Origin of the sequence: Thermococcus sp. ES12 (genome assembly GCF_012027515.1) — an archaeon.
GTDB classification, from domain to species: Archaea; Methanobacteriota_B; Thermococci; order Thermococcales; family Thermococcaceae; genus Thermococcus; species Thermococcus barossii.
The window spans coordinates 218,997-238,704 of sequence record NZ_SNUP01000003.1; the positions used below are offsets into that span (position 1 = coordinate 218,997).

25 protein-coding genes are annotated in these 19,708 nt (G+C 56.0%); 10 read left to right on the forward strand and 15 right to left on the reverse strand.

The window, feature by feature from the left end:
• Positions 1–13: 13 nt before the first annotated feature.
• Entirely contained in the window at positions 14–367 is a 354-nt protein-coding gene (locus E3E37_RS11675) for a type II toxin-antitoxin system VapC family toxin (RefSeq protein WP_371731711.1), read from the forward strand.
• Between the two features lie 72 nt (positions 368–439).
• Here E3E37_RS11675 and serS read toward each other — a convergent pair whose 3' ends face one another.
• The 3 genes from serS to E3E37_RS09045 all read right to left on the reverse strand — a co-directional run bounded on the left by serS (position 440) and on the right by E3E37_RS09045 (position 3,303).
• A complete protein-coding gene (gene serS / locus E3E37_RS09035; protein ID WP_088864984.1) occupies positions 440–1,807 on the reverse strand; it encodes a serine--tRNA ligase in 1,368 nt (455 codons plus the stop codon).
• Between the two features lie 74 nt (positions 1,808–1,881).
• Positions 1,882–3,084: a gephyrin-like molybdotransferase Glp gene (glp, locus tag E3E37_RS09040; RefSeq protein ID WP_167716718.1), complete on the reverse strand. Its 1,203-nt coding sequence runs from the start codon at positions 3,082–3,084 to the stop codon at positions 1,882–1,884.
• 63 nt (positions 3,085–3,147) lie between these two features.
• Positions 3,148–3,303: a hypothetical protein gene (locus E3E37_RS09045; protein ID WP_167716720.1), complete on the reverse strand. Its 156-nt coding sequence runs from the start codon at positions 3,301–3,303 to the stop codon at positions 3,148–3,150.
• Between the two features lie 130 nt (positions 3,304–3,433).
• On the opposite strand from E3E37_RS09045, the gene E3E37_RS09050 reads away from it, so the two are divergent.
• From E3E37_RS09050 to E3E37_RS09060, 3 genes are all read left to right on the forward strand, one after another.
• Positions 3,434–4,195, forward strand: a complete 762-nt coding sequence (locus tag E3E37_RS09050) for a hypothetical protein (RefSeq protein WP_167716722.1) — start codon at positions 3,434–3,436, stop codon at positions 4,193–4,195.
• Positions 4,192–6,708 carry a CDC48 family AAA ATPase gene (locus E3E37_RS09055; RefSeq protein WP_167716724.1) on the forward strand — a complete coding sequence of 839 codons (2,517 nt, stop codon included), beginning with the start codon at positions 4,192–4,194 and terminating at the stop codon, positions 6,706–6,708. Before E3E37_RS09050 ends, E3E37_RS09055 begins: the two co-directional genes overlap by 4 nt.
• Before the next feature lie 75 nt (positions 6,709–6,783).
• Complete coding sequence (locus E3E37_RS09060; RefSeq protein WP_088864988.1) at positions 6,784–7,110, forward strand: PRC-barrel domain-containing protein; 327 nt, start codon at positions 6,784–6,786, stop codon at positions 7,108–7,110.
• Positions 7,111–7,119: 9 nt separating this feature from the next.
• On the opposite strand, the gene E3E37_RS09065 is transcribed toward E3E37_RS09060, so the two are convergent.
• Together E3E37_RS09065 and acs are read right to left on the reverse strand one after the other, a co-directional pair.
• A complete protein-coding gene (locus tag E3E37_RS09065; RefSeq protein WP_167716726.1) occupies positions 7,120–7,827 on the reverse strand; it encodes a metallophosphoesterase in 708 nt (235 codons plus the stop codon).
• 91 nt (positions 7,828–7,918) lie between these two features.
• Positions 7,919–9,313, reverse strand: a complete 1,395-nt coding sequence (acs, locus tag E3E37_RS09070; protein WP_167716728.1) for an acetate--CoA ligase alpha subunit — start codon at positions 9,311–9,313, stop codon at positions 7,919–7,921.
• A gap of 186 nt (positions 9,314–9,499) precedes the next feature.
• On the opposite strand from acs, the gene E3E37_RS09075 reads away from it, so the two are divergent.
• From E3E37_RS09075 to fen, 3 genes are read left to right on the forward strand one after another with little or no spacing between them, the layout of a single operon-like run.
• Positions 9,500–9,955: a phosphate-starvation-inducible PsiE family protein gene (locus tag E3E37_RS09075; RefSeq protein WP_088864991.1), complete on the forward strand. Its 456-nt coding sequence runs from the start codon at positions 9,500–9,502 to the stop codon at positions 9,953–9,955.
• 55 nt (positions 9,956–10,010) lie between these two features.
• A complete protein-coding gene (locus E3E37_RS09080) occupies positions 10,011–10,451 on the forward strand; it encodes a phosphate-starvation-inducible PsiE family protein (RefSeq protein WP_088864992.1) in 441 nt (146 codons plus the stop codon).
• Between the two features lie 53 nt (positions 10,452–10,504).
• The gene (gene fen, locus E3E37_RS09085) at positions 10,505–11,530 is read left to right on the forward strand and encodes a flap endonuclease-1 (RefSeq protein WP_167716879.1); all 1,026 of its coding nucleotides are present in this window, start codon (positions 10,505–10,507) and stop codon (positions 11,528–11,530) included.
• Between the two features lie 11 nt (positions 11,531–11,541).
• On the opposite strand, the gene E3E37_RS09090 is transcribed toward fen, so the two are convergent.
• From E3E37_RS09090 to E3E37_RS09110, 5 genes are all read right to left on the reverse strand, one after another.
• Entirely contained in the window at positions 11,542–12,441 is a 900-nt protein-coding gene (locus E3E37_RS09090) for a transcription initiation factor IIB (protein WP_088864994.1), read from the reverse strand.
• A 38-nt stretch (positions 12,442–12,479) separates the two neighbouring features.
• Positions 12,480–12,758 (reverse strand): hypothetical protein, encoded by a 279-nt coding sequence (locus E3E37_RS09095; RefSeq protein WP_088864995.1) that lies wholly within the window; start codon positions 12,756–12,758, stop codon positions 12,480–12,482.
• Positions 12,759–12,773: 15 nt separating this feature from the next.
• Positions 12,774–13,112: a DNA-binding protein gene (locus tag E3E37_RS09100; RefSeq protein ID WP_167716730.1), complete on the reverse strand. Its 339-nt coding sequence runs from the start codon at positions 13,110–13,112 to the stop codon at positions 12,774–12,776.
• A gap of 100 nt (positions 13,113–13,212) precedes the next feature.
• Positions 13,213–13,665: a 30S ribosomal protein S19e gene (locus tag E3E37_RS09105; RefSeq protein WP_012572063.1), complete on the reverse strand. Its 453-nt coding sequence runs from the start codon at positions 13,663–13,665 to the stop codon at positions 13,213–13,215.
• A gap of 2 nt (positions 13,666–13,667) precedes the next feature.
• Complete coding sequence (locus E3E37_RS09110; protein WP_167716882.1) at positions 13,668–14,084, reverse strand: YhbY family RNA-binding protein; 417 nt, start codon at positions 14,082–14,084, stop codon at positions 13,668–13,670.
• Positions 14,085–14,185: 101 nt separating this feature from the next.
• Here E3E37_RS09110 and E3E37_RS09115 point away from each other — a divergent pair, with 101 nt between their 5' ends.
• Positions 14,186–14,791, forward strand: a complete 606-nt coding sequence (locus E3E37_RS09115) for an asparagine synthase-related protein (RefSeq protein WP_167716732.1) — start codon at positions 14,186–14,188, stop codon at positions 14,789–14,791.
• A gap of 87 nt (positions 14,792–14,878) precedes the next feature.
• Positions 14,879–15,472 carry a hypothetical protein gene (locus tag E3E37_RS09120; RefSeq protein WP_167716734.1) on the forward strand — a complete coding sequence of 198 codons (594 nt, stop codon included), beginning with the start codon at positions 14,879–14,881 and terminating at the stop codon, positions 15,470–15,472.
• A 9-nt stretch (positions 15,473–15,481) separates the two neighbouring features.
• On the opposite strand, the gene rpl18a is transcribed toward E3E37_RS09120, so the two are convergent.
• The 5 genes from rpl18a to E3E37_RS09145 all read right to left on the reverse strand — a co-directional run bounded on the left by rpl18a (position 15,482) and on the right by E3E37_RS09145 (position 18,687).
• The gene (gene rpl18a / locus E3E37_RS09125; RefSeq protein WP_088865000.1) at positions 15,482–15,712 is read right to left on the reverse strand and encodes a 50S ribosomal protein L18Ae; all 231 of its coding nucleotides are present in this window, start codon (positions 15,710–15,712) and stop codon (positions 15,482–15,484) included.
• A 17-nt stretch (positions 15,713–15,729) separates the two neighbouring features.
• Positions 15,730–16,416, reverse strand: a complete 687-nt coding sequence (locus E3E37_RS09130; protein ID WP_167716736.1) for a translation initiation factor IF-6 — start codon at positions 16,414–16,416, stop codon at positions 15,730–15,732.
• A 27-nt stretch (positions 16,417–16,443) separates the two neighbouring features.
• Positions 16,444–16,713 carry a 50S ribosomal protein L31e gene (locus tag E3E37_RS09135; protein ID WP_167716738.1) on the reverse strand — a complete coding sequence of 90 codons (270 nt, stop codon included), beginning with the start codon at positions 16,711–16,713 and terminating at the stop codon, positions 16,444–16,446.
• An 11-nt stretch (positions 16,714–16,724) separates the two neighbouring features.
• Positions 16,725–16,880, reverse strand: a complete 156-nt coding sequence (locus E3E37_RS09140; RefSeq protein WP_088180793.1) for a 50S ribosomal protein L39e — start codon at positions 16,878–16,880, stop codon at positions 16,725–16,727.
• A 118-nt stretch (positions 16,881–16,998) separates the two neighbouring features.
• Positions 16,999–18,687 carry a methylmalonyl-CoA mutase gene (locus tag E3E37_RS09145; RefSeq protein WP_167716884.1) on the reverse strand — a complete coding sequence of 563 codons (1,689 nt, stop codon included), beginning with the start codon at positions 18,685–18,687 and terminating at the stop codon, positions 16,999–17,001.
• A 145-nt stretch (positions 18,688–18,832) separates the two neighbouring features.
• Here E3E37_RS09145 and E3E37_RS09150 point away from each other — a divergent pair, with 145 nt between their 5' ends.
• On the forward strand, positions 18,833–19,690 hold the full coding sequence (locus E3E37_RS09150; RefSeq protein WP_167716740.1) for an MBL fold metallo-hydrolase: 858 nt from the start codon (positions 18,833–18,835) through the stop codon (positions 19,688–19,690).
• The last annotated feature ends 18 nt before the right edge of the window (positions 19,691–19,708 follow it).

Consider the following 19,708-nt stretch of genomic DNA (forward strand, 5'->3'; position numbering starts at 1 on the left):
TGGTTGGGAGAACGTGATTGGCTACATAAATGAAACCGTTGCATCCGAGGTAATTTTTGTGTATCTAAAAATTAAAACCGGCAAAAGCTTCAGGACACTGAAGAAAAAGCCCGAGCTGGTCAGGACAGTTCCGAAAGAGCCAGTTTACGAGCTCCTCTCACTGTTCCGGTTTCTAGAGACAAATGAGTTCGTCTTCTCCCTGTCCAAAAAGTTGATTGAAAAATACGGTCTCCTTCCCAACGATGCATTGATAGGTGCAACGGCCCTCTTCTACAACCTCGAGGGAATAATAACCCTCGACGAAGATTTTGAAGACATGGCCCGGAACGAAAACCTCTTGGTGGTTTCCTCCAGGAGGAACTTCTAAATCCGTAGGAGGCTGCATACAGCATGAAAACTCCCCCACAAGCAGTGAACGAGCGAAGGAAAGAAAAATGCCTCAGCCCTCGCAACAGCGCTCCTTCATGTTCGCTGGCAGAATCTCCTTGAAGCCGGTGTACTTCCAGATGGCCTTCGGAAGCTTGACGACTCCTTCCTCCGTCTGGAAGTTTTCAAGGATTGCAACGATTGCCCTTGAGGTGGCTATGGCCGTCGAGTTGAGCGTGTGGACGAACTTGGGCTTCTCATGGGTCTTGTCGCGGTAGCGGATGTTCAAGCGCCTCGCCTGCCACTCGGTGCAGTTGCTCGCGCTTACAACTTCCCTGAACTTGCCCTGACCGGCCATCCAGGCCTCGATGTCATACTTCTTGGCGGCGACATAGCCGAGGTCGCCGGTGCAGATGTTTACGACCCTGTAGGGAATCTCCAGCTCCTGGAAAATCTCCTCCGCGTTTGCTATAATTTTCTCGTGCCACTCCCAGCTCTCCTCGGGCCTCGAATAGACGAACTGCTCGACCTTGTGGAACTGGTGCACCCTGAAGATTCCCTTGGTGTCCTTCCCGGCCGTTCCGGCCTCCTTCCTGAAGCATGGACTTACGCCGACGTAGAGGAGGGGCAAATCCTTCCCCTCGATTATCTCGTTGGCGTGGAGTCCAGCCAGCGGGTGCTCGGCCGTCGGGATGAGGTAGAGGTCTTCACCTTCCACCTTGTATATGACGTCCTCGAAATCACCAAAGCTGGTGACTCCCTCCTCCACAAACCTGCGCACCATGTACGGCGGTATGACAGGGACGAAACCCTTCTCGATAAGCTTGTCGAGGGCGAAGCGTAGGAGTGCCAAATCAAGTATGACGAGCTCGTTCATGAGGTAGTAGAACCTCGAACCGCTGACCTTGGCGGCCCTCTCAAGGTCCGCCCCCCTCAAAAGCTCAAGCATGTCCACGTGGAGCCTCGGCCTCCAGTCGAGAACCTCGTAGTCCATCTTGCCAAGGCTCTGCTCCTTGAACGTCTCCAGGAAACCTTCCCAAACTCTCGCCTTGCCCCAGAACCTTATAGGAACGTTCTCGCTGTCGTCCTTACCGATGGGAACGCTCTCGTGGGTGATGTTCGGGAGGCGCCAGAGGTAGTAGTCGATTTTCTTCCTCAGCTCCTCGACTTCCTTCTCAAGCTCCTCTATCTGCTTCACTATCTCGTTGCTCCTCGCGAGGAGGTCATCTATCGGCTCTCCGGCCTTCTTGCGCTTGCCTATCTGCACCGCCAGCTGGTTGCGCTCCTTTCTGAGGGCGTTTATCTTCCTCAGGTTCTCACGCCACTTCCTGTCAAGCTCAAGGATTTCGTCTATCCACTTGAGCTTCTCTATCTCCCCGCGCTTTATGAGATCGCCCTTGACCAAGTCGGGATTTTCACGGATGAGCTTTATGTCCAGCATAACCTTTCACCTGGGAAGAGAAGGTGAAGGAGTTTAAAAAAGGTTTTGATGGGGGATTTGGAAAAACGACGGTCTCAGCCGAAGAACGTAACCTCCACACCTTCACCGGCATCAAGTATCTCGACGTTCTCCGGCACCTCTATGAAGCCATCGGCGTCAATGAAGCTCGTGACTGCCCCGCTCCCCTTGAGTATCGGTACAGCTTTTTCACCCTCTATCCTGACGGGGAGGAACTGACGCCTGCCTTTAACGGAGAAGACCTTATGGGCGAGCCTTTTCTTCACCTTCCTGACCTCGCTCTCCCTGCCGAGGAGTTTTCTGAGCAGGGGTGCAACGAGCAGGGTGAAGTTGGTGAGACAGCTGGTGGGGTAGCCGGGGAGGCCAAAGACCGGCTTTCCGTTGATTAGACCGATTATCGTCGGCTTTCCAGGTTGAATCGCTATGCCGTGTACCTTCACCTCGCCCAGCTCCTCGATTATCGAGCTGGTGAGGTCCCTTATCCCGCCGCTCGCACCACCGCTGAGGATCACCACATCGCAACACTCGACTCCCTTCTCGATGAGGGCCTTGAGGCTCTCGCGGTCGTCCCTTGCTATGCCGAGGAAAACGGCTTCACCTCCAAGCTCCCTCACGGCATCGGCTATTGCTCTACCGTTGATGTCGTAAATCTGGCCAGGTTTTAGCGCCTCCCCCGGGAGGACGAGTTCGTTGCCGGTGCTTATCACCGCCACCTTGGGCTTCCTGAAAACGGGGACCTCAAAAATCCCAACGGCGGAGAGAATGGCGGTTTCCTTGAAGCCGAGCCTCGTTCCCTTCCCCAGAAGGCGTTTGCCCTTCGGAATGTCCGCTCCGGCCTTCATGACGCCGAGACCAGGATATGCTGGCCTGTAGATGACCACCTCATCGCCCTCCCTGTTCACGTCCTCGAACTGTATCACCGCGTCGGCACCCTTCGGCAGCGGTGCACCGGTGGAGATGTAGACGCTCTCGCCCGGCTTGAGCTCAAAATCGGGAAAGTCACCGGCGTTCACCTCACCGACGACCTTCAGCCTCACCGGCTCGCTCTCGCTCGCCATGAAGGTGTCCTCGGCGCGAACCGCGTAGCCGTCAACGGTTGCCCTGTCGAAGGGGGGAACATCTATGGGAGAAGCCACGTCCTCCGCAAGAACCCTGCCAAGGGCCTCCCCCAGGGGAACTTTTTCTACTTCCGGCATCAGGGGAAATGAGTTTATGACCTCAAGCGCCTTTTCCAGAGGAACAACTTTCAGGAACGCCATTCTATCACCGGAGAAAAGAAAGCGCGGTTCTATAAATGGGTTGCGTAAAAGGAAACGTTTAACTCACCACTCCTCTTCTTCCTCCCAGTCTTCCTCTTCCCACTCCTCTTCCCAGTCCTCGTCCTCCCAGTCCTCCTCGAATTCCCACTCCTCCTCTTCCTCGAAGAGGTCTTCCTCCTCAAACTCCTCGACCTTCTTCTTTTTCTTAGGAGGCTGCATTCCAATCCCCCTTCCCAATAGCTAATAATGGCTTATAAACTTTTTTCTACAGAATCGAAGCCTTTCACGGTCAAAATTTTTGATTAGAACGGTTAGAAAGGTTTTTAATTGTGGAGACGTATCAGAGACCATGAGGGTGGCCATCGTAACAAGCGACGCCAGGGTTTACTACCTGGCCACAAGGGTGCTGAAGGAGTACGGCATACCCTTCCACAGCATCAGGGTGGGGGATAGGATACCGTTCGATGTCGAGGTCGTCCTGACGAGCGAGGGGGACTATCCAGGGGTGGATTTTCCGGTCAAGGTGATCGTAAGGAACGAGAATTTCATAGATGAACTCCTCGCCAAGCTCGAAGGGAGGGAGAGGTTTAAAAGGGTGTACATAGCCATTGACCCCGGTGAGAGGCCCGGCCTGAGCGTCGTTGCCGACAACCGCGTACTTGAGGTTCACCACCTCAAAAGCCCCCGGGACGTTGGAATAATACTCGACCTGCTGGAGAAGTACCCCGGTGCTAAAATCAAAATCGGACACGGGGCCAAGAGGCAGAGGGTTCTCATGCTGAAAGCCCTCGCAGACCTGCTGGGATACGATTACCCGATCATCGTGGTCAACGAGTCGAGGACTACCCCCAAGGTCGGGGGAATAGAGGTCTCCCAGGTTCAGGACATCGTGGCTGCCATAAACATAGGGCTCCGTGAGGGGAGGGAGGTTCCCATCGGGGAGCTCATAGAGACGAAAGAGCCTACGAAGCGTGAGATTGATGACATAAAGAGACGGAGCCGCGAGCTGAGCGGGAACATCACCATATCCTCAAAGCTCGCCCGTGAGGTGGCCCTGGGCAATCTGACGCTTGAGGAGGCTATCGAAAAGCAGAGGAGGCGGTCAAGATGATTTTTGGAAAGGACGAGGAGAGGTACGAGAAGATAAAGCTCCGCGTTGCCGAGGCCCTTAAGAGAGACGTTGGGAGGGGGATAGTTCGCTTTGACCGAAAGTATCAGAAGCAGCTCGGCGTCGAGCCCGGAGACATAGTCGAGCTCATTGGGGAGAGAACCACCGCCGCGATAGTCGCGAACCCCCATCCAGACGACAGGGGACTCGACATAATCAGGATGGATGGCTACATAAGGAGGAACGCAGGGGTGAGCATCGGCGACTACGTTACCGTTGCCAAAGCGGAGGTTCAGGAGGCCAAGAAGGTCGTGCTGGCGCCGGCTCAAAAGGGCGTCTTCATCCAGATACCGGGGGACATGGTTAAGCAGAACCTCCTCGGGAGGCCCGTCCTCAAAGGTGACCTCATAGTTGCAAGCAGCAGGAGCGAGGGCGGCTACTACGGGGGTTCACCCTTCGACGAACTGCTCAGGGGACTCTTCGAAACGATGCCCATAGGCTTCGGAGAGCTCAAGTTCGTGGTCGTGAACACCGTTCCCAGGGGCATAGTCCAGATAACCTACAACACGGAGGTCGAGGTGCTCCCCCAGGCCGTTGAAATCCGCGAGGAGGCCATTCCAGAGGTCACCTACGAGGACATCGGCGGTCTAAGCGATGCTATTCAGAAGATACGCGAAATGGTCGAACTTCCGCTCAAGCACCCCGAGCTCTTCGAGCGCCTTGGCATTGAGCCGCCGAAGGGAGTTCTCCTATACGGACCGCCCGGGACGGGTAAGACGCTCCTCGCTAAAGCTGTTGCCAACGAAGCGAACGCCCATTTCATTGCAATAAACGGTCCAGAGATAATGAGCAAATTCTACGGGGAGAGCGAGGAAAGGTTAAGGGAGATATTCAAGGACGCCGAGGAGAACGCACCGAGCATCATCTTCATAGATGAGATTGACGCCATAGCCCCGAAGAGGGAGGAGGTCGTTGGGGAGGTCGAGAAGAGGGTTGTTTCACAGCTACTCACGCTTATGGACGGCCTCAAGGGCAGGGGCAAGGTCATAGTCATAGCGGCAACCAACAGACCCGATGCCCTCGACCCGGCCCTCAGAAGGCCTGGTAGATTCGACAGGGAGATAGAAGTCGGCGTTCCCGACAAGAAAGGCAGGAAGGAGATACTCCAGATACACACCAGGGGAATGCCCCTGGAACCGGACTACGACAAGGCCACGGTTCTCAAGGTTCTCAGGGAGCTGGCCAAGAGGGAGGCCTTCAAGAGGGAGAAGATTGAGAGACTCATCGAGAAGGTCGAGGCCGCTAAGAGCGACAGTGAGGTTAAGGAGGCCCTGAAGAGCGAGAGCGAGATTTATCCGGAGGTAAGGGGCAGACTGATAGACAGAATGCTTGAGGAGATAGCAGAAAAGACGCACGGCTTCGTTGGAGCGGACCTCGCGGCCCTCGCGAGAGAGGCGGCGATGGTTGTTCTGAGAAGGCTCATAAACGAGGGCAAGATCAGCCCGGAGCAGGAGAGAATCCCACCGGAGGTTCTCCAGCAGCTCCGTGTGAGGAAGGCCGACTTCTACGAGGCGCTGAAGATGGTCGAGCCGAGCGCCCTCAGGGAGGTTCTCATCGAGATGCCCAACGTCCACTGGGAGGATGTCGGCGGGCTGGACGAGGTAAAGCAGGAACTCAAGGAGGCCGTTGAGTGGCCCCTCAAGTATCCCAAGGCCTTCCAGCGGTTGGGGATAGAGCCACCGAGGGGAGTGCTCCTATACGGGCCGCCGGGAACGGGCAAAACGTTACTGGCAAAGGCCGTCGCAACGGAGAGCGAGGCCAACTTCATCGGCATCCGCGGGCCGGAGGTGCTGAGCAAGTGGGTTGGCGAGAGCGAGAAGCGCGTGAGGGAGATATTCCGCAAAGCTCGCCAGGCGGCTCCGACGGTGATATTCATCGACGAGATCGACGCCATCGCTCCAGCCAGGGGAAGTGACATGAGCAGAGTCACGGACAGGCTCATCAACCAGCTCCTCACGGAGATGGACGGAATAGAGCGCAACAGCGGCGTGGTGGTAATAGCGGCCACCAACAGGCCCGACATTCTTGACCCGGCATTACTGAGACCCGGCAGGTTTGACAGGCTCATACTCGTGCCAGCGCCGGACGAGAAGGCCAGGCTGGAGATATTCAAGGTGCACACCAGAAGGGTTCCCCTCGCGGGAGATGTAAACCTCCGCGAGCTTGCGAAGAAGACCGAAGGCTACTCCGGTGCCGACATCGAGGCCCTGGTGAGGGAAGCGGCCCTGCTGGCGATGCGCAGGATAATGGCCGAACTTCCAGCGGAAATCGTGGAAGAGGAAAGCGAAGAGTTCCTTGAAAAGCTCAGGGTCTCAAGGCGGGACTTCGAGGAGGCCCTCAAGAAGGTCAAGCCGAGCATAACGCCCTACATGATGGACTACTACAGGAACTTTGAGGAGAGCAGGAAGTCGAGGGTCGAAAAGAGAGCGGCCGGCCCTGACTACTACACCTTCTGATTTCTTTTCCCTTTGGAAAAAGTTTTATACGTTGGTGCCCAAGAACTTACACGATTAAACCGAGGGGTGGCGAAAATGGTCAAGATAATAGCCTCCAAGCTTAGGGACGTGGAGCTGATAACCGACACTGGTATAAGGCTCGGCTGGGTCTACGACCTCAGCTTCGATGAGGAAACTGGAGACATTCTCGTGATAGTTGCCGAGCCTGATGAGGATCTCGATACGAGCGAGTTTGTCACCGATCACGAGGGTCTTCTCCTCATTCCGGTCAGCGCTGTCAAGAGCATCGGTGAGGTTATCATAATCGACTCCAGCAAGCTCGCAGTCAAGTCCAAGCTCAGAAGGGTAGGCACGATAAAAAGGAAGCTCACCGAGGAGGAGTCTGGGACCCTCGGGGAGTGATCCCCTCTTTTAATACCCCTCATAGAGCCTCATGGCCAGAAACCTCGGAAGTCCTGCCTCTATTATCTTCCTTGCGGCCTCTTCCACGTCGTATTCCACCCGATGGAACTCAACGTTATCCGAAAGCTTTCCCTCGGTGTCTATCAGCGCGTAGCTTGCCCTCCAATCCCCATCGCGGGGCTGACCCACACCGCCGGGGTTGATGATTCTTCTTCCATTGATCACCCTGAACATGGGCACATGGGTGTGGCCGACGAGGAGGTCGTCCTGTTTAACGTAGCTCAGAACGGCGCGAAACTCACTATCGGGGAGCCAGGGGAAGAGGTACTCGTCCAGAGGGGCCCGGGGGGAGCCGTGGATTAGGAGGTAGCTTCGGCCCGTGTCGTCAGTGAAGAGCCCCCTAACCGGAAGGCGCCTCAGGAACTCAAGGTTTTCAACGCTCATCACCCGCTGGTGCCACCTTACAGCCTGTCTCGCGTAGGGATTGAATCCCCACTCGGCGCCGAAGGCTATTGCGTTGTCGTGGTTTCCGCGAACGCAAAGGAAAGTTCGTTTCTTCATCTGCCTCCTCACGAACTCCACAACCTCGTTCGGACTGGCTCCATATCCCACCAGGTCGCCCATGCAGAGTACAGCGTCCGCGCCCTTTACCTCCCGCCAAACTGCTTTCAGCGCTTCCAGGTTGGAGTGGATGTCGCTTATGAGGGCAATGAGCATGGCACTCCCCTATGTTTATATGGGAGACGCACATTAAAAACACTTACCAAAAACCGGAGAGAACCGAGAAGAGATAGGAAGAAATGAGAAATCACTCCTTCTTCTGCCTGGCCTTCCAGTTGCTCCACCTGTAGAGGGCCGCGAGGGACTTTATCGCCCTCTCCGGCTCAGGGTAGGCCGGAATGCCTTCCTCGTTGAGCATGTCTATTGCCTCTTTCGCCTCTATGCCGCCAACGATGGCAACGACGAGGGGCTTCTTCCTTCCGCTCTCGTTGTACTCGCGGATGACTATCTTCGCCAGGTCGCGCGGGTCAAGCACGGCCGTCTGGCAGTAGAGCACCGCTATGCTGTGCATGTTCGGGTTGGCAAGGGCGTCCCTGATGGCACCCTCGTAGCTCTCCGCGCCGGCCATACCGGTGAGGTCAACCGGGTTCTTGTAGCTTCCGAAGGGCGGCATGTGGTTGGCGAAGACCTTGAGGTCCTCGAGGTTGTCGTAGAGGTGAAGTCCCTCTTCCTCGGCGGCATCTGTGGCCATGACTCCGATTCCACCGCCGTTGGTGAGTATGACGACGTTCTCCCCCTCAGGCTCCGGGAGGTTGCTCAGCGTTCTGGCCCAGTCGAAGGCCTCGCCGATGGTGAGGGCCCTCAGGACGCCGCTCTGCTTGAAGGCCGCCTCGTATATCTTGTCGGCACCGGCGAGGGAACCGGTGTGGGAAGCGGCAGCCTTGGCACCGCGCTCGCTCCTTCCGGCCTTGATGATGATTATCGGCTTCTCCTTGCTGACCTCCCTGGCAACCTCCATGAAGCGCCTCCCGTCCTTGACGCCCTCCATGTAGATGAGGATGGCCTTGGTGTTGTCGTCGGTCTTGAAGAACTCGAGCAGGTCGGCATCGTCGATGTCGCTCTTGTTCCCGACGCTGACAACCGCTGAAAGGCCGACCTTCTCAAGGATGGTCCAGCCCATGAGGGCTATTCCCAGCGCACCGCTCTGGCTGATGAGGGCCAGGTTGCCTGGCATGACGTCGGTGGGACCAAAGGTGGCGTTCATCTTGGCGGGGGTGTAAACGACACCGAAGATGTTCGGGCCAAGGATTCTCATCCCGTACCTGTGGGCGGTCTCGACTATCTGCCTCTCGACCTTCTTGCCCTCCTCGCCGAGCTCGCCGAAGCCCGAGCTGATGATCGGGAGAACCTTGACGCCCTTCTTTCCTGCCTCCTCAACGACCTGTGGGACGAACTTGGCCGGGACGACGATGACGGCCATGTCCACCTCGTCCGGAACGTCGAGGATGCTCTTGTAGGACTTGAACTTCCTCCCGTTTATCTCTATCTCAACACCCTTGATGTTCACGGGGTATATCTTACCCTCGTATCCGTACTCAACAAGGTTTCTCATAATAGCATATCCTATCTTGCCCGGTTTCTCAGAAGCGCCGATGACGGCGATGCTCTTGGGTCTGAAGAGGGCCTCCAGGTTTCCTTCCATCTCAATCACCTCATCCGAATGAAAGTCACAGTTTCACGTCCGTAAAACGAGTTATAACTTTTCCCTTCTCTTTTTGACGATAGGAAACTCGACGGACGTTAAAAGAACCGAAGGTTGGACACCATTTGGGAGATTTTTCGAAAGGCTTTTAGTCCGCGAGGTGTAAACCCTTTAAGGGGAACATAAATGAGAGCAATATCCAGCCGGAGCGAGAAGACGGCCCTCAAATGGCTCAGTCTATTGTTTGACTTCGTTGTGATCGCCCTTGGGACGCTCACGATGGTGTACGTTGTCTGGATGATCATAGACCTCGCTATAAACTCCATAAAGCACTTCAGCCCGGATGAAGCCCTTCAGGGGATAGTTCTTATCTTGATATTTCTTGAGGTGTTTGAGATAATAGCGATGTACATCATCTATCACCACGTCCCAATGAAAAATGTTGTGGAGATAGGCGTCCTGGCGCTCGTCAAAGAGCTACTCGTGACCATAAACCTTGAGGAACTCGGCTGGCAGATGCTCTTCGGGATAGCGGCTCTCATAGCGGCGATGGGATGGGTCTACACACGGGAACGGAGAAGAGAGGATGAACACGAACATTTCTTAATCGAACACGGAAGAGAGGAGCTCATGGGAGATTGAGGCCTCCCAATACGAACATTTTTAAATCCTAGTCCTTAGGCGTGCAGGTGGAAACATGAGTAGGAAGCCCACCATTGTGGAGAGCGTTGTGATGGGCTGGCTTAGTGCTCTCTTCGACCTAGTCGTCATAGCTCTTGGGACGCTGACCATGGGCTACGTGATCTATCTGATCTGGAACCTCCTTGAGACATCCCTACAGGGATTCGACGTGGAGGTTGTCCTCCACGAGATAGTGCTCATCATAATCTTCTTGGAGATCTTCGAACTGCTCGTGATGTACGTCAAGGAACACCATGTCAGCATGAGGAACGTCGTCGAGCTCGGGGTTCTGGCGATGGTAAGGAAGATAGTCATCACTCTTGACTATAGCAAGATTCCCTGGACCACACTCATTGGAATGGCAGCCTTGATACTTGCAATGGGCTGGATATATGTTCAGGAGAGAAGAAGGATAACATCTCACGAGGAGTTCCTGATTGAGAAGGGTAGGAAGTGACTTTGGACAAACCCTAAATACCTTTACGGCCTTTCTTCTTTTAGGTGGTGAGTATGGGAGTACAGATAGGTGAGCTGGTTCCGAGGAAGGAGATAGAGCTGGAGAACCTCTACGGAAGGAAGATCGCGATAGATGCCTTCAACGCGATATACCAGTTCCTCTCGACCATTCGTCAGCGCGACGGAACGCCGCTCATGGACTCCCGGGGGAGGATAACCTCCCACCTCAGCGGACTCTTATACAGGAACATCAACCTCATGGAGGCCGGGATAAAGCCGGCGTATGTGTTCGACGGCAAGCCGCCGGAGTTCAAGAAGAGGGAGATAGAGAAGAGGCGTGAGGCGAGGGAAGAGGCCGAGGAGAAGTGGTACGAGGCCCTCGAAAGGGGCGACCTCGAAGAGGCGAAGAAGTACGCGATGCGTGCAACCCGCGTAAACGAGGGGCTCATAAACGACGCTAAGAGACTCCTCGAGCTGATGGGCATCCCGGTTATACAGGCGCCGAGCGAGGGTGAGGCCCAGGCGGCATACATGGCGGCGAGAAAGAAGGTCTACGCCTCCGCGAGCCAGGACTATGATTCTCTCCTCTTCGGCGCGCCGAGGCTTGTCAGAAACGTCACGATAACCGGGCGGAGAAAGCTCCCGGGGAAGAACGTCTACGTTGAGGTGAAGCCCGAACTGATAGTCTTGGAGGAAGTTCTCAGAGAGCTGGGCATAGACAGGGAAAAGCTCATCGAGATGGCCATCTTGGTGGGCACCGACTACAATCCGGGCGGGATTAAGGGCATCGGGCCGAAGAAAGCCCTAACCATCGTCAAGCGCAGCAAGGACCCGCTGAAGAAGTACAACAAGGACAGCGAGGTTGACCTCTACGCGATAAAGGAGTTCTTCCTCAACCCGCCGGTTACCGATGAATACGAGCTTAAGTGGCGCGAGCCGGACGAGGAAGGAATCCTCAAATTCCTCTGCGATGAACACGACTTCAGCGAAGAGCGCGTTAAAAACGGCCTTGAGAGGTTGAAGAAGGCGGTAAAAGCAGGAAAGCAGTCGACGCTGGAGAGCTGGTTCGGGAAGCGCTGACTTTCCTTTTCTCAAACGGGTATCTTCAGGTTCAGCTTGTCCACGAGTTCCTTGTACCTGTTCCTGACCGTGACCTCGGTGACGCGCGCTACTTCGGCCACCTCGCGCTGGGTTCTCTTCTCGTCCTCAAGAAGGCCTGCAATGTAGAGCGCGGCCGCGACGAGGCCGGCGGGACTCTTTCCGCTCGTGAGACCCTTTTCGTAGGCTTCGTCGAGTATTTTCACGGCCCTTCTTCTGACCTTCTCACTCAGGCCGAGCTCGTCTGCAAACTTGTTGACGTAATCCGTTGGTTTTACGAAGAGCTTCTTCGGCGTAAGGTTGAGGTTCCTCGCGATAAAGCGGAAGCTCCTGCCTATCTCCTTCTTGTCGACGCGCGATATGTCAGCTATCTCGTCGAGCGTCCTCGGAACTTTCAGGAGCCTGCAGGCGGCGTAGACACAGGCCGCTATCACGCTCTCAATGGAGCGGCCCCTTATGAGGCCCTTCCTGACGGCCTCGCGGTAGAGCCTTGCCGCCTCCTCCTCGACGTGCCTCGGGAGCTTGAGCTGGGAGGCGATTCTATCGAGCTCGCTCAGGGCGAAGGCGAGGTTCCTCTCGGCGGCATCGCTCACCCTCAGGCGGGACTGCCACTTCCTCAGGCGGTACATCTTCTCGCGCATCAGCCCGGAGAGGTTCCTGTCTATGCCTATATCCGTCGAGAGACCCTTATCGTGGAGGAGGATGCTCTCGGGTGCACCGACACGGGCCCTCTTTTCCCTCTGGCTCGCGTCAAATGCGCGCCACTCCGGACCCATATCTATGACGTTCTCCTCGATAACGTAACCGCAAACCTTACAGACGACCTCTCCCCTACCCGGGTCGTAGATGAACTCCGTTGAACCACAGACCGGGCAGACCCTACGCTTGCTCACTCAAACACCCCCAACCGGCCGGCTATTTTATAAAGCCCTTATAAACCTTCTCCTTTTTTCACAACGTAACGTAGTAACCAGGCAAGGTCCTCGCGCTTGAAGGTTATCCTCTCCAGAACACGGACGTCCCAGTCTTCCTCCACCACGTTAGCGTATATCCAGAGGAAGACCGGGTCCTCGTCAGTCCCAACGTGGAGGTTCTTGTAGAGAACGTCAACGGTACCGTCCTTGTTCTTCTTAACCGAGACGGCCCTCCAGGTTTCGAGACTAACCTCTCCCTTTTCGTCCAGTATACGGACTATCTCCCTGGCGTCCATGGGAGCACCTTCTGGCTACCACTTAATCTTGAAGTCACGCCTCGTTCTGGCGTCTATCTGGGCCAGTATCTTTTTCAGCTTGGCATCTTCTATGGGCTCCCTTATCTGCCCCGCCTGGTAAAGCTGAACGAGAACCAGCTCCACCTGTCTCGCGAGCTCGGGCTTGACGAGCTTGACGCGACCGAGCCTCTCCCTGGCATCGGGCGTGAGAATTCTCCTCATTATGGCATCAAGCTGGGCCTCAAGCTCCATCTCCTGTCTCAAAGCCTCCTCCTGAGCCTTCTGCTGCTCAAGGTACTTCTTCTGCAGTTCCATGAGCTTGCGCTTCCTGATCTCCTCTATGTCCTCGGCCATCCTCTCACCCCCACATAGGGTTATACCTTCGGTTAAAAAGGTATTGGGTTCGAGAACCGCGGGAAGAGGGAAACCAACAAGTAGAAAGGGGCCAAAGCCCTCAGTACTTCTTGAGCTCCGGAATCTGCTCCTCAAGCTCCTTCTTGAGCTCGGTGGCGATCTTGTCGAGGAAGCTCTGCCCCTGCGGGGTGACGATCCTGCCCTCACCCGGAACCTTCTGGACAAAGCCAGCGGCCTCAAGCTGCTGGAGGGCCTTCCTTATGATGCTTCCCCCGGCCTTGTAGAAGTGCTCCGGGGCATGGCCGCGGTTCTTCCTGCCGCCGTACCAGGTCCTGAGCCTCTCGATTCCGACCGGCCCGTCGATGTAGATCTTCCTGAAGATGCTGGCAACTCTGTAGTACCACCAGTCCTCCTGCTCGGGAAGCCTCTCCTTGTGCCTGCCGGTCTTGACGAACGGGGCCCACTCGGGCGGCTTTATGGCCTCTATCTCCTTGAGTTTCTGGGCAACCCTCTCAACGAGCAAATCACCGGGAACGTCATAAACTGTCGCCACTTTCAATCCCTCCCCTTCTTGAATTTCCTCCTGAACTGAGCGATATCGAGCTTGACTTTCTTAACGGGCTTCTCCTCCCGCTTTTCCTTCGAAAGCTCCTTTCTCTGGAGCTTCCTTAAATACTTTTCCCAACCTTCCCTCGGTTTGAACAATATAAACCTTTTGCCGCGAACCTCAATCAGCTCGCTGTCCGTCATTTCAGCGACCTTCTCGGCCAGCTGCCTCCTGTCCAGTTCGGTGCTTATGAGCGCGCCCTTCCTTATCTCGACCTTAAGGATGCCGTCCTTCTCAAGCTGGGTGTTTATCTCCTCGATGACACCCTCATCCAGTCCTCTCTTACCTATCCACGCCCGTGGAGGAATGTCGTAGTATCTCGCCCTTATGGCGCGTCTCACCTTTCCGGGTAAGCGTTTCTCCATCTCTCTCACCTCTAAGCTTCTCGCAGGTGGAGGCCTTATAAAGGTTGGCCTTTTAAAGGTGTTGGCGACAACCACAGAGGAGCATAGATTGGGGTGAGGCCATGCTCGTCCATCATCTCTATTCAGGTGGAAAAGACTCAAGTTTAGCCGCGTGGATTCTAACCAGGCTCGGCTACGAGGTGAAGCTCGTAACGGTGAGCTTCGGCCTACTCGACAACTGGCGCTTCGCCAGGGAAACCGCCGAGAGGCTGGGCTTTGAGCACCAAGTCCTATACCTGCCCAGGGAAGTTCTGGAAAAGGCGGCTGAGATTGCCATTGAAGATGGGCATCCCAACAACGCCATACAGTTCATCCACGAAAGGGCCCTAGAGGCAATAGCATCGATGCCGGAGGTTGAGAGGGTCAGCGACGGAACGAGGAGGGACGACAGGGTTCCTCTTCTCGACCTGCCGAAGGCCCGCTCGCTGGAGGACCGCTTTGGCGTTGCTTACATACGCCCGCTCCTCGGCCTCGGCTACAGGACGGTACGCGAGCTGACCGAGAGGCTCTTCGTCGTTGAAATCAGGGAGAGCGAGGAGCTTGAGAAGGCCGACTACGAGGTCGAGCTGAGGCACATCATAAGGGAGAAGGGACTCGACCCCCTCGAAATCTTCCCGAGGAGGCACCACCAGTCGAGGGTTCTCGGCTGGAGGGAGAAAGGGATTTAAATTTTCTCTCCCACTCCTTTGGGGGACGTTGAATGAGAATCCTCACGATTTCCGGCGGTAGATTTTTCTCCAGCAGAGTCAGAAAACTTGTCGAGGAAGTTTCCGGGAGACTACACGTCGGGCTGGCTCTTCAACACGTCCAGAAAATTCGTGCCGGAGGAAGGCGTTCTTTCCAGCGAGCTCCCATTGGTTCCGGCCCAGTACAGGGTCGAGCTCGACGTCCCCGGCTCCGGAAGGATCGAGCTTCCGGGATACCGGCTCAAAAACGGTGTTCTGCTCCTCTACATTACGCCGAGTTACCGGGTCACGTTCCCGGGCGACGTTCTGGAGGCGGGAAACCTGGAGGACTACGCCCAGGTCTCCCTAAAACCCCTTGAAAACGGCTTTGAAGGAGCGATTACATTAAACCTCCAGAAGGCCGGCTACGCTGACCTTCTTCTGCTCGGCAAGATGGTCGAGGATATCGTCTTCTTCGGAAGCGAGCAGGGAAGGTTCACCTACGAGTTCATCAGGGAACCGATGCTCATAATCTCCCACGAGAAAGTTCTCTCGCCCCAGGGACTCCAGAAGGCCATGAGCGGCTTCATCGGCCTCAGCGGACACGGAAAATTCACGCTCAGGCTCAGCGTTGGAAAGGCAAGGGAAGAAATGGACTTCTCGGTGGGGATTGGGGTAGAGTAGAAAAGGAAATCAGAGCCCGCTGAGCTTTCTGACTATCGGGTTCTCGGCCTCTTCCGGCTTTATCTCCTCAATGCTCTCGATCCATATCTTGTTTCTCGGAACGCGGTGCTTGCTGCCGACCTCGGAGTAGAGTATCTCGACGACGTCCTCTTCCTTAAGACCGCGGTACTCCCTCGTGAACCTCTCCCTCTTTCCGTTCCTCTCGAAAACGCCCTTAACGCGGAAGACCTTAACCTCCATAGCTCACACCTCCATCATCAGTCAAGGAAGCCCAAGGCTTCTTCAATCTTCACTATCTCCGGACCGGTGGTTAGGTGCCCAACGACGACACCGTGAGAGTTGGCAAGCATGCACGAGCCAACGAAGGGAACGCCCATGTTGGCGGTTCCGACGTAGATGTCAACCTTGAACAGGTCGCGGAGCCATTCCAGCTCCTCGTCGGTGGCCTCCGGATGAACGAGTCCGCCCCTGTTGGTGACGACCCCGACGCTCCCAACGGCGTGGAAGTCGCCTATCATACCCCTCTCGACCTCGACGCCGAGTACGTCTTCGAGTTTCTTTGCCTCCTCGCGGCTGAACTTCGCGCTCACCAGCGCGGCCCTGTCGTTAGCGAGGATTAAGTTGCCGAAGGCCGTGAGGGTGCTCTGGAACGGGACTATCTCGGTGTCTATTCCGTACTCCTTAAGCTGACCGTTGATGTGCTCCAGCTCGGCGTCCCAGACGTACCAGGGGACGACTATGGCACTGGAGTTTCCGGCCGCGAATATGCCGACTATGCGGGACTTCATTATGCTCGTTTCAATGAGCGGAACCTTGAGAACCTCCCTGAGAACCCCGAGCTTCTTCTCGCCGAGGCCCTCCCTGATCAGGACTAACCTGTCGGTGGCGGTACCGTAAACGCCCAGATACGGAGAGTTCTCAAAATCGAGCCTTTCTATGTGCATCTCGTCACCTCGTTAAATTAAAAGGGATCAGGCGAGGGAAACCTTGGCTATCCTCTTGCCCTCTTCCTCTTCGACAACGACCTTAACGCGGAGCTTGTTGGGCGGCTTTTCCGCTCCGCGTTCCCAGAGCTTCTCGTTGACGGCCGGGTCGAGCTTGACCTCCTCGGCCTTGGCGTGCCTCGCTATCCACTCGCGGACGAACTTAGCTGCTCTCGGGGCCCTCTTCCAGCGCGGGACGCGCTTCTTTATCTTCCTGATGGGAACGACGAATATGACCTCCTCTCCGGGCTTGATCATCTTAACTCACCTCACTCCTTGAGCTTGGTCCTTCTCCACATCCTTCTCTTCGGGTGGGTCATGACCTCCCTGTTGGTCTTGACTATGACCCAGACCGGAATGCGCCTGTTCTGCTTCGCGGCCTTTGCAAGTCTGAGTTTCTTCGCAAGCGGCTTGTTTCTCGCCATAACTACACCTCCGGGGATTATCATGATGCCTGTTGATGCTTTGGCTATCCTTTTTTAAGCTTTTTCGTGGGGTTTCAGGGTTTCTGGGAGAATGGGGGTAGAAATGGAAAGGGCGAGATCAGAATATCAGCGGCGCCCTGTACTCGCCCCAGACCTCGCGCAGGACGTCGGTGACCTCTCCGAGGGTCGCGAGGTGCCTGTGGGCCTCGATGATGTAGGGCATGAGGTTCTCGTCCTCGCTCTCAGCTGCTTTCCTGAGCCTGTCGAGGGCCTCCTCGACCTTCTTGCTGTCCCTCTCGGAGCGGAGCTTCTTGAGCCTCTCGATCTGCTTCTCCCTGATGCTCGGGTCCACCTTGAGTATCTCGACGTCGAGCGGCTCGTCGACGATGAACTCGTTCACACCGACGATGATGCGCTTCTTCTCCTCGACCTCCCTCTGGTACTTGTAAGCGCTCTCCGCTATCTCCTTCTGGATGTAGCCGCGCTCGATGGCCCTCATCATGCCGCCCATCTTCTGGATCTTCTCGATGTACTTCAAAGCTTCCTCGTAGATGTGGTCGGTGAGCCACTCGATGTAGTAGCTGCCTCCGAGCGGGTCTATCGTATCAACGACGCCGCTCTCGTAGGCGATTATCTGCTGGGTCCTGAGGGCTATCCTGACGCTCTTCTCGGTGGGCAGGCTCAGAGCCTCATCGTAGGAGTTGGTGTGAAGGCTCTGCGTCCCGCCTAGGACAGCTGCCAGAGCCTGAATGGCAACGCGGACGATGTTGTTCTCCGGCTGCTGGGCGGTGAGCGTTGAGCCGGCCGTCTGGGTGTGGAAGCGCAGGAGCATCGAGCGCGGGTTCTTGGCGTTGAACCACTCCTTCATGATGTAAGCCCAGAGCCTTCTGGCAGCCCTGAACTTGGCGATCTCTTCCAAGAAGTTGTTGTGGGCGTTGAAGAAGAAGCTCAGCCTTCCGGCAAACTTGTCGACGTCCATGCCCCTGTCTATGACGGCCTTGACGTACTCGATACCGTCGGCGAGGGTGAAAGCGACCTCCTGGACGGCGTTGGCTCCGGCCTCGCGGATGTGGTAGCCGCTTATGCTTATCGGGTTCCATTTGGGGACGTTCTCGGCGCAGTACATTATGATGTCGGTCGTAAGGCGCATGCTCGGCTGCGGCGGGAAGATGTAGGTGCCGCGTGCTATGTACTCCTTGAGGATGTCGTTCTGAACCGTTCCGCGGAGCTGGTGGGGCTGGACCCCCTGCTCTTCAGCCACGAGGATATACATGGCGAGCAGGTTGGCGGCCGTCGAGTTGATGGTCATGCTCGTTGAGACCTTGTCGAGCGGGATTCCGTCGAAGAGTATGCGCATGTCCCAGAGCGAATCAATGGCGACGCCGACCTTTCCGACCTCACCCTCGCTCATCGGGTGATCGGAGTCGTAGCCTATCTGGGTAGGCAGGTCGAAGGCGACGCTCAGGCCGGTCTGACCCTGCTCAAGCAGGTACTTGTAGCGCCTGTTGCTCTCCTCAGCGGTTCCGAAGCCGGCATACTGCCTCATCGTCCAGAAGCGGCCGCGGTACATGGTGGCGTAGACACCACGGGTGAACGGGTACTCACCGGGGAAGCCGAGCTTTTCAAGGTAGTCCCAGTCTTCCCCGAGGTCGGCGGGAGTGTAAACGCGCTTTATCTCAAAACCGTCGTCTGTCATGAACTTCTCCTTTCTTTCGGGCCTCTTCTCAATGAACTTTTTAACGGTCGTTTCCTCCCAGCGCTTCTCCTCCTCCCTAATCTTCGCGAGCTTCTCCTTATCGAAGGTCATGCCTACCACCTGCCCCTATTTGGGTGCCGGCCTATAAAAAGCTTTTACATAACTCAAGGCCGGCCTTGATGTTGGATAAATTGTCCATCAGTCCAACCGAGGCCGGGCGAAGATAAATAAGGCCGACTAACCCTTATTCAATGTGATGATAATAGGCAACGTAGGCCTCGACAGCTCCGCGCGCTTCGCCTTTCAGAGCCACGCCCACACCGACCACTTCGTCAGCGGAGAGGTCATCTTCGCAACCAAAGCGACCAAATTCCTCAGCCACCTCCGGAAGGGCGGCTTTTACAGGGAGGTTGAGTTCCGAAAGACCTTCTACCTCGGGGAATTCAGGGCGAAGCTCTATCCAGCGGGTCATATGCTCGGCTCGGCAGGAATAAAGCTCTGGCTGGAAAACGGCACCCTCTTCTACACAGGTGACACCAAGTGGTTCAAGCTCAGGACTGCGGAGAAGAGCAGGTTTCCGAGGGCGGACTTCCTGGTCATGGAGGCCACCTTCGGCGTCCCCAGCTTCACCTTCCCAGCTCCGAGGGAGGCGGAGAAGAAGCTGATAGCTTTCGTGGAGGAGGCCCTCGACAGGGGAAAAAGGCCGGTTCTCTACGTGAACCAGACCGGAAAGGCACAGGAGGTCATGAAGATACTGGAGGCACACGGGGTAACTGTGAGGCCCTCCCGGGAGATTCTCAAGGTGGCGCGCGTTTACTCGAAGTTCGGGGTAACCTTTGGAAACATCGATCCCGATGGCGAGGTCGTTCTCCGTTCCTACCGCTCTCCGCACGTGAAGAACTCCCTATCGCCCTGGGAACTGACGGTTTCAGGCTTTGGAAGATTGAAGCTCAGCAACCACGCCGACTTCTGGGAGCTGATGAGAATTGTGGAGAAGGTAAACCCGGAAAGGGTCTTCACGGTCTACGGCTTCGCCCGGGAATTTGCGAGGATACTGAGGGGACTCGGTTACACTGCCGAGTCCATAGAGCCCAACACGGGGCTGAGGATTTAGTAACGACCGGGGACTAAA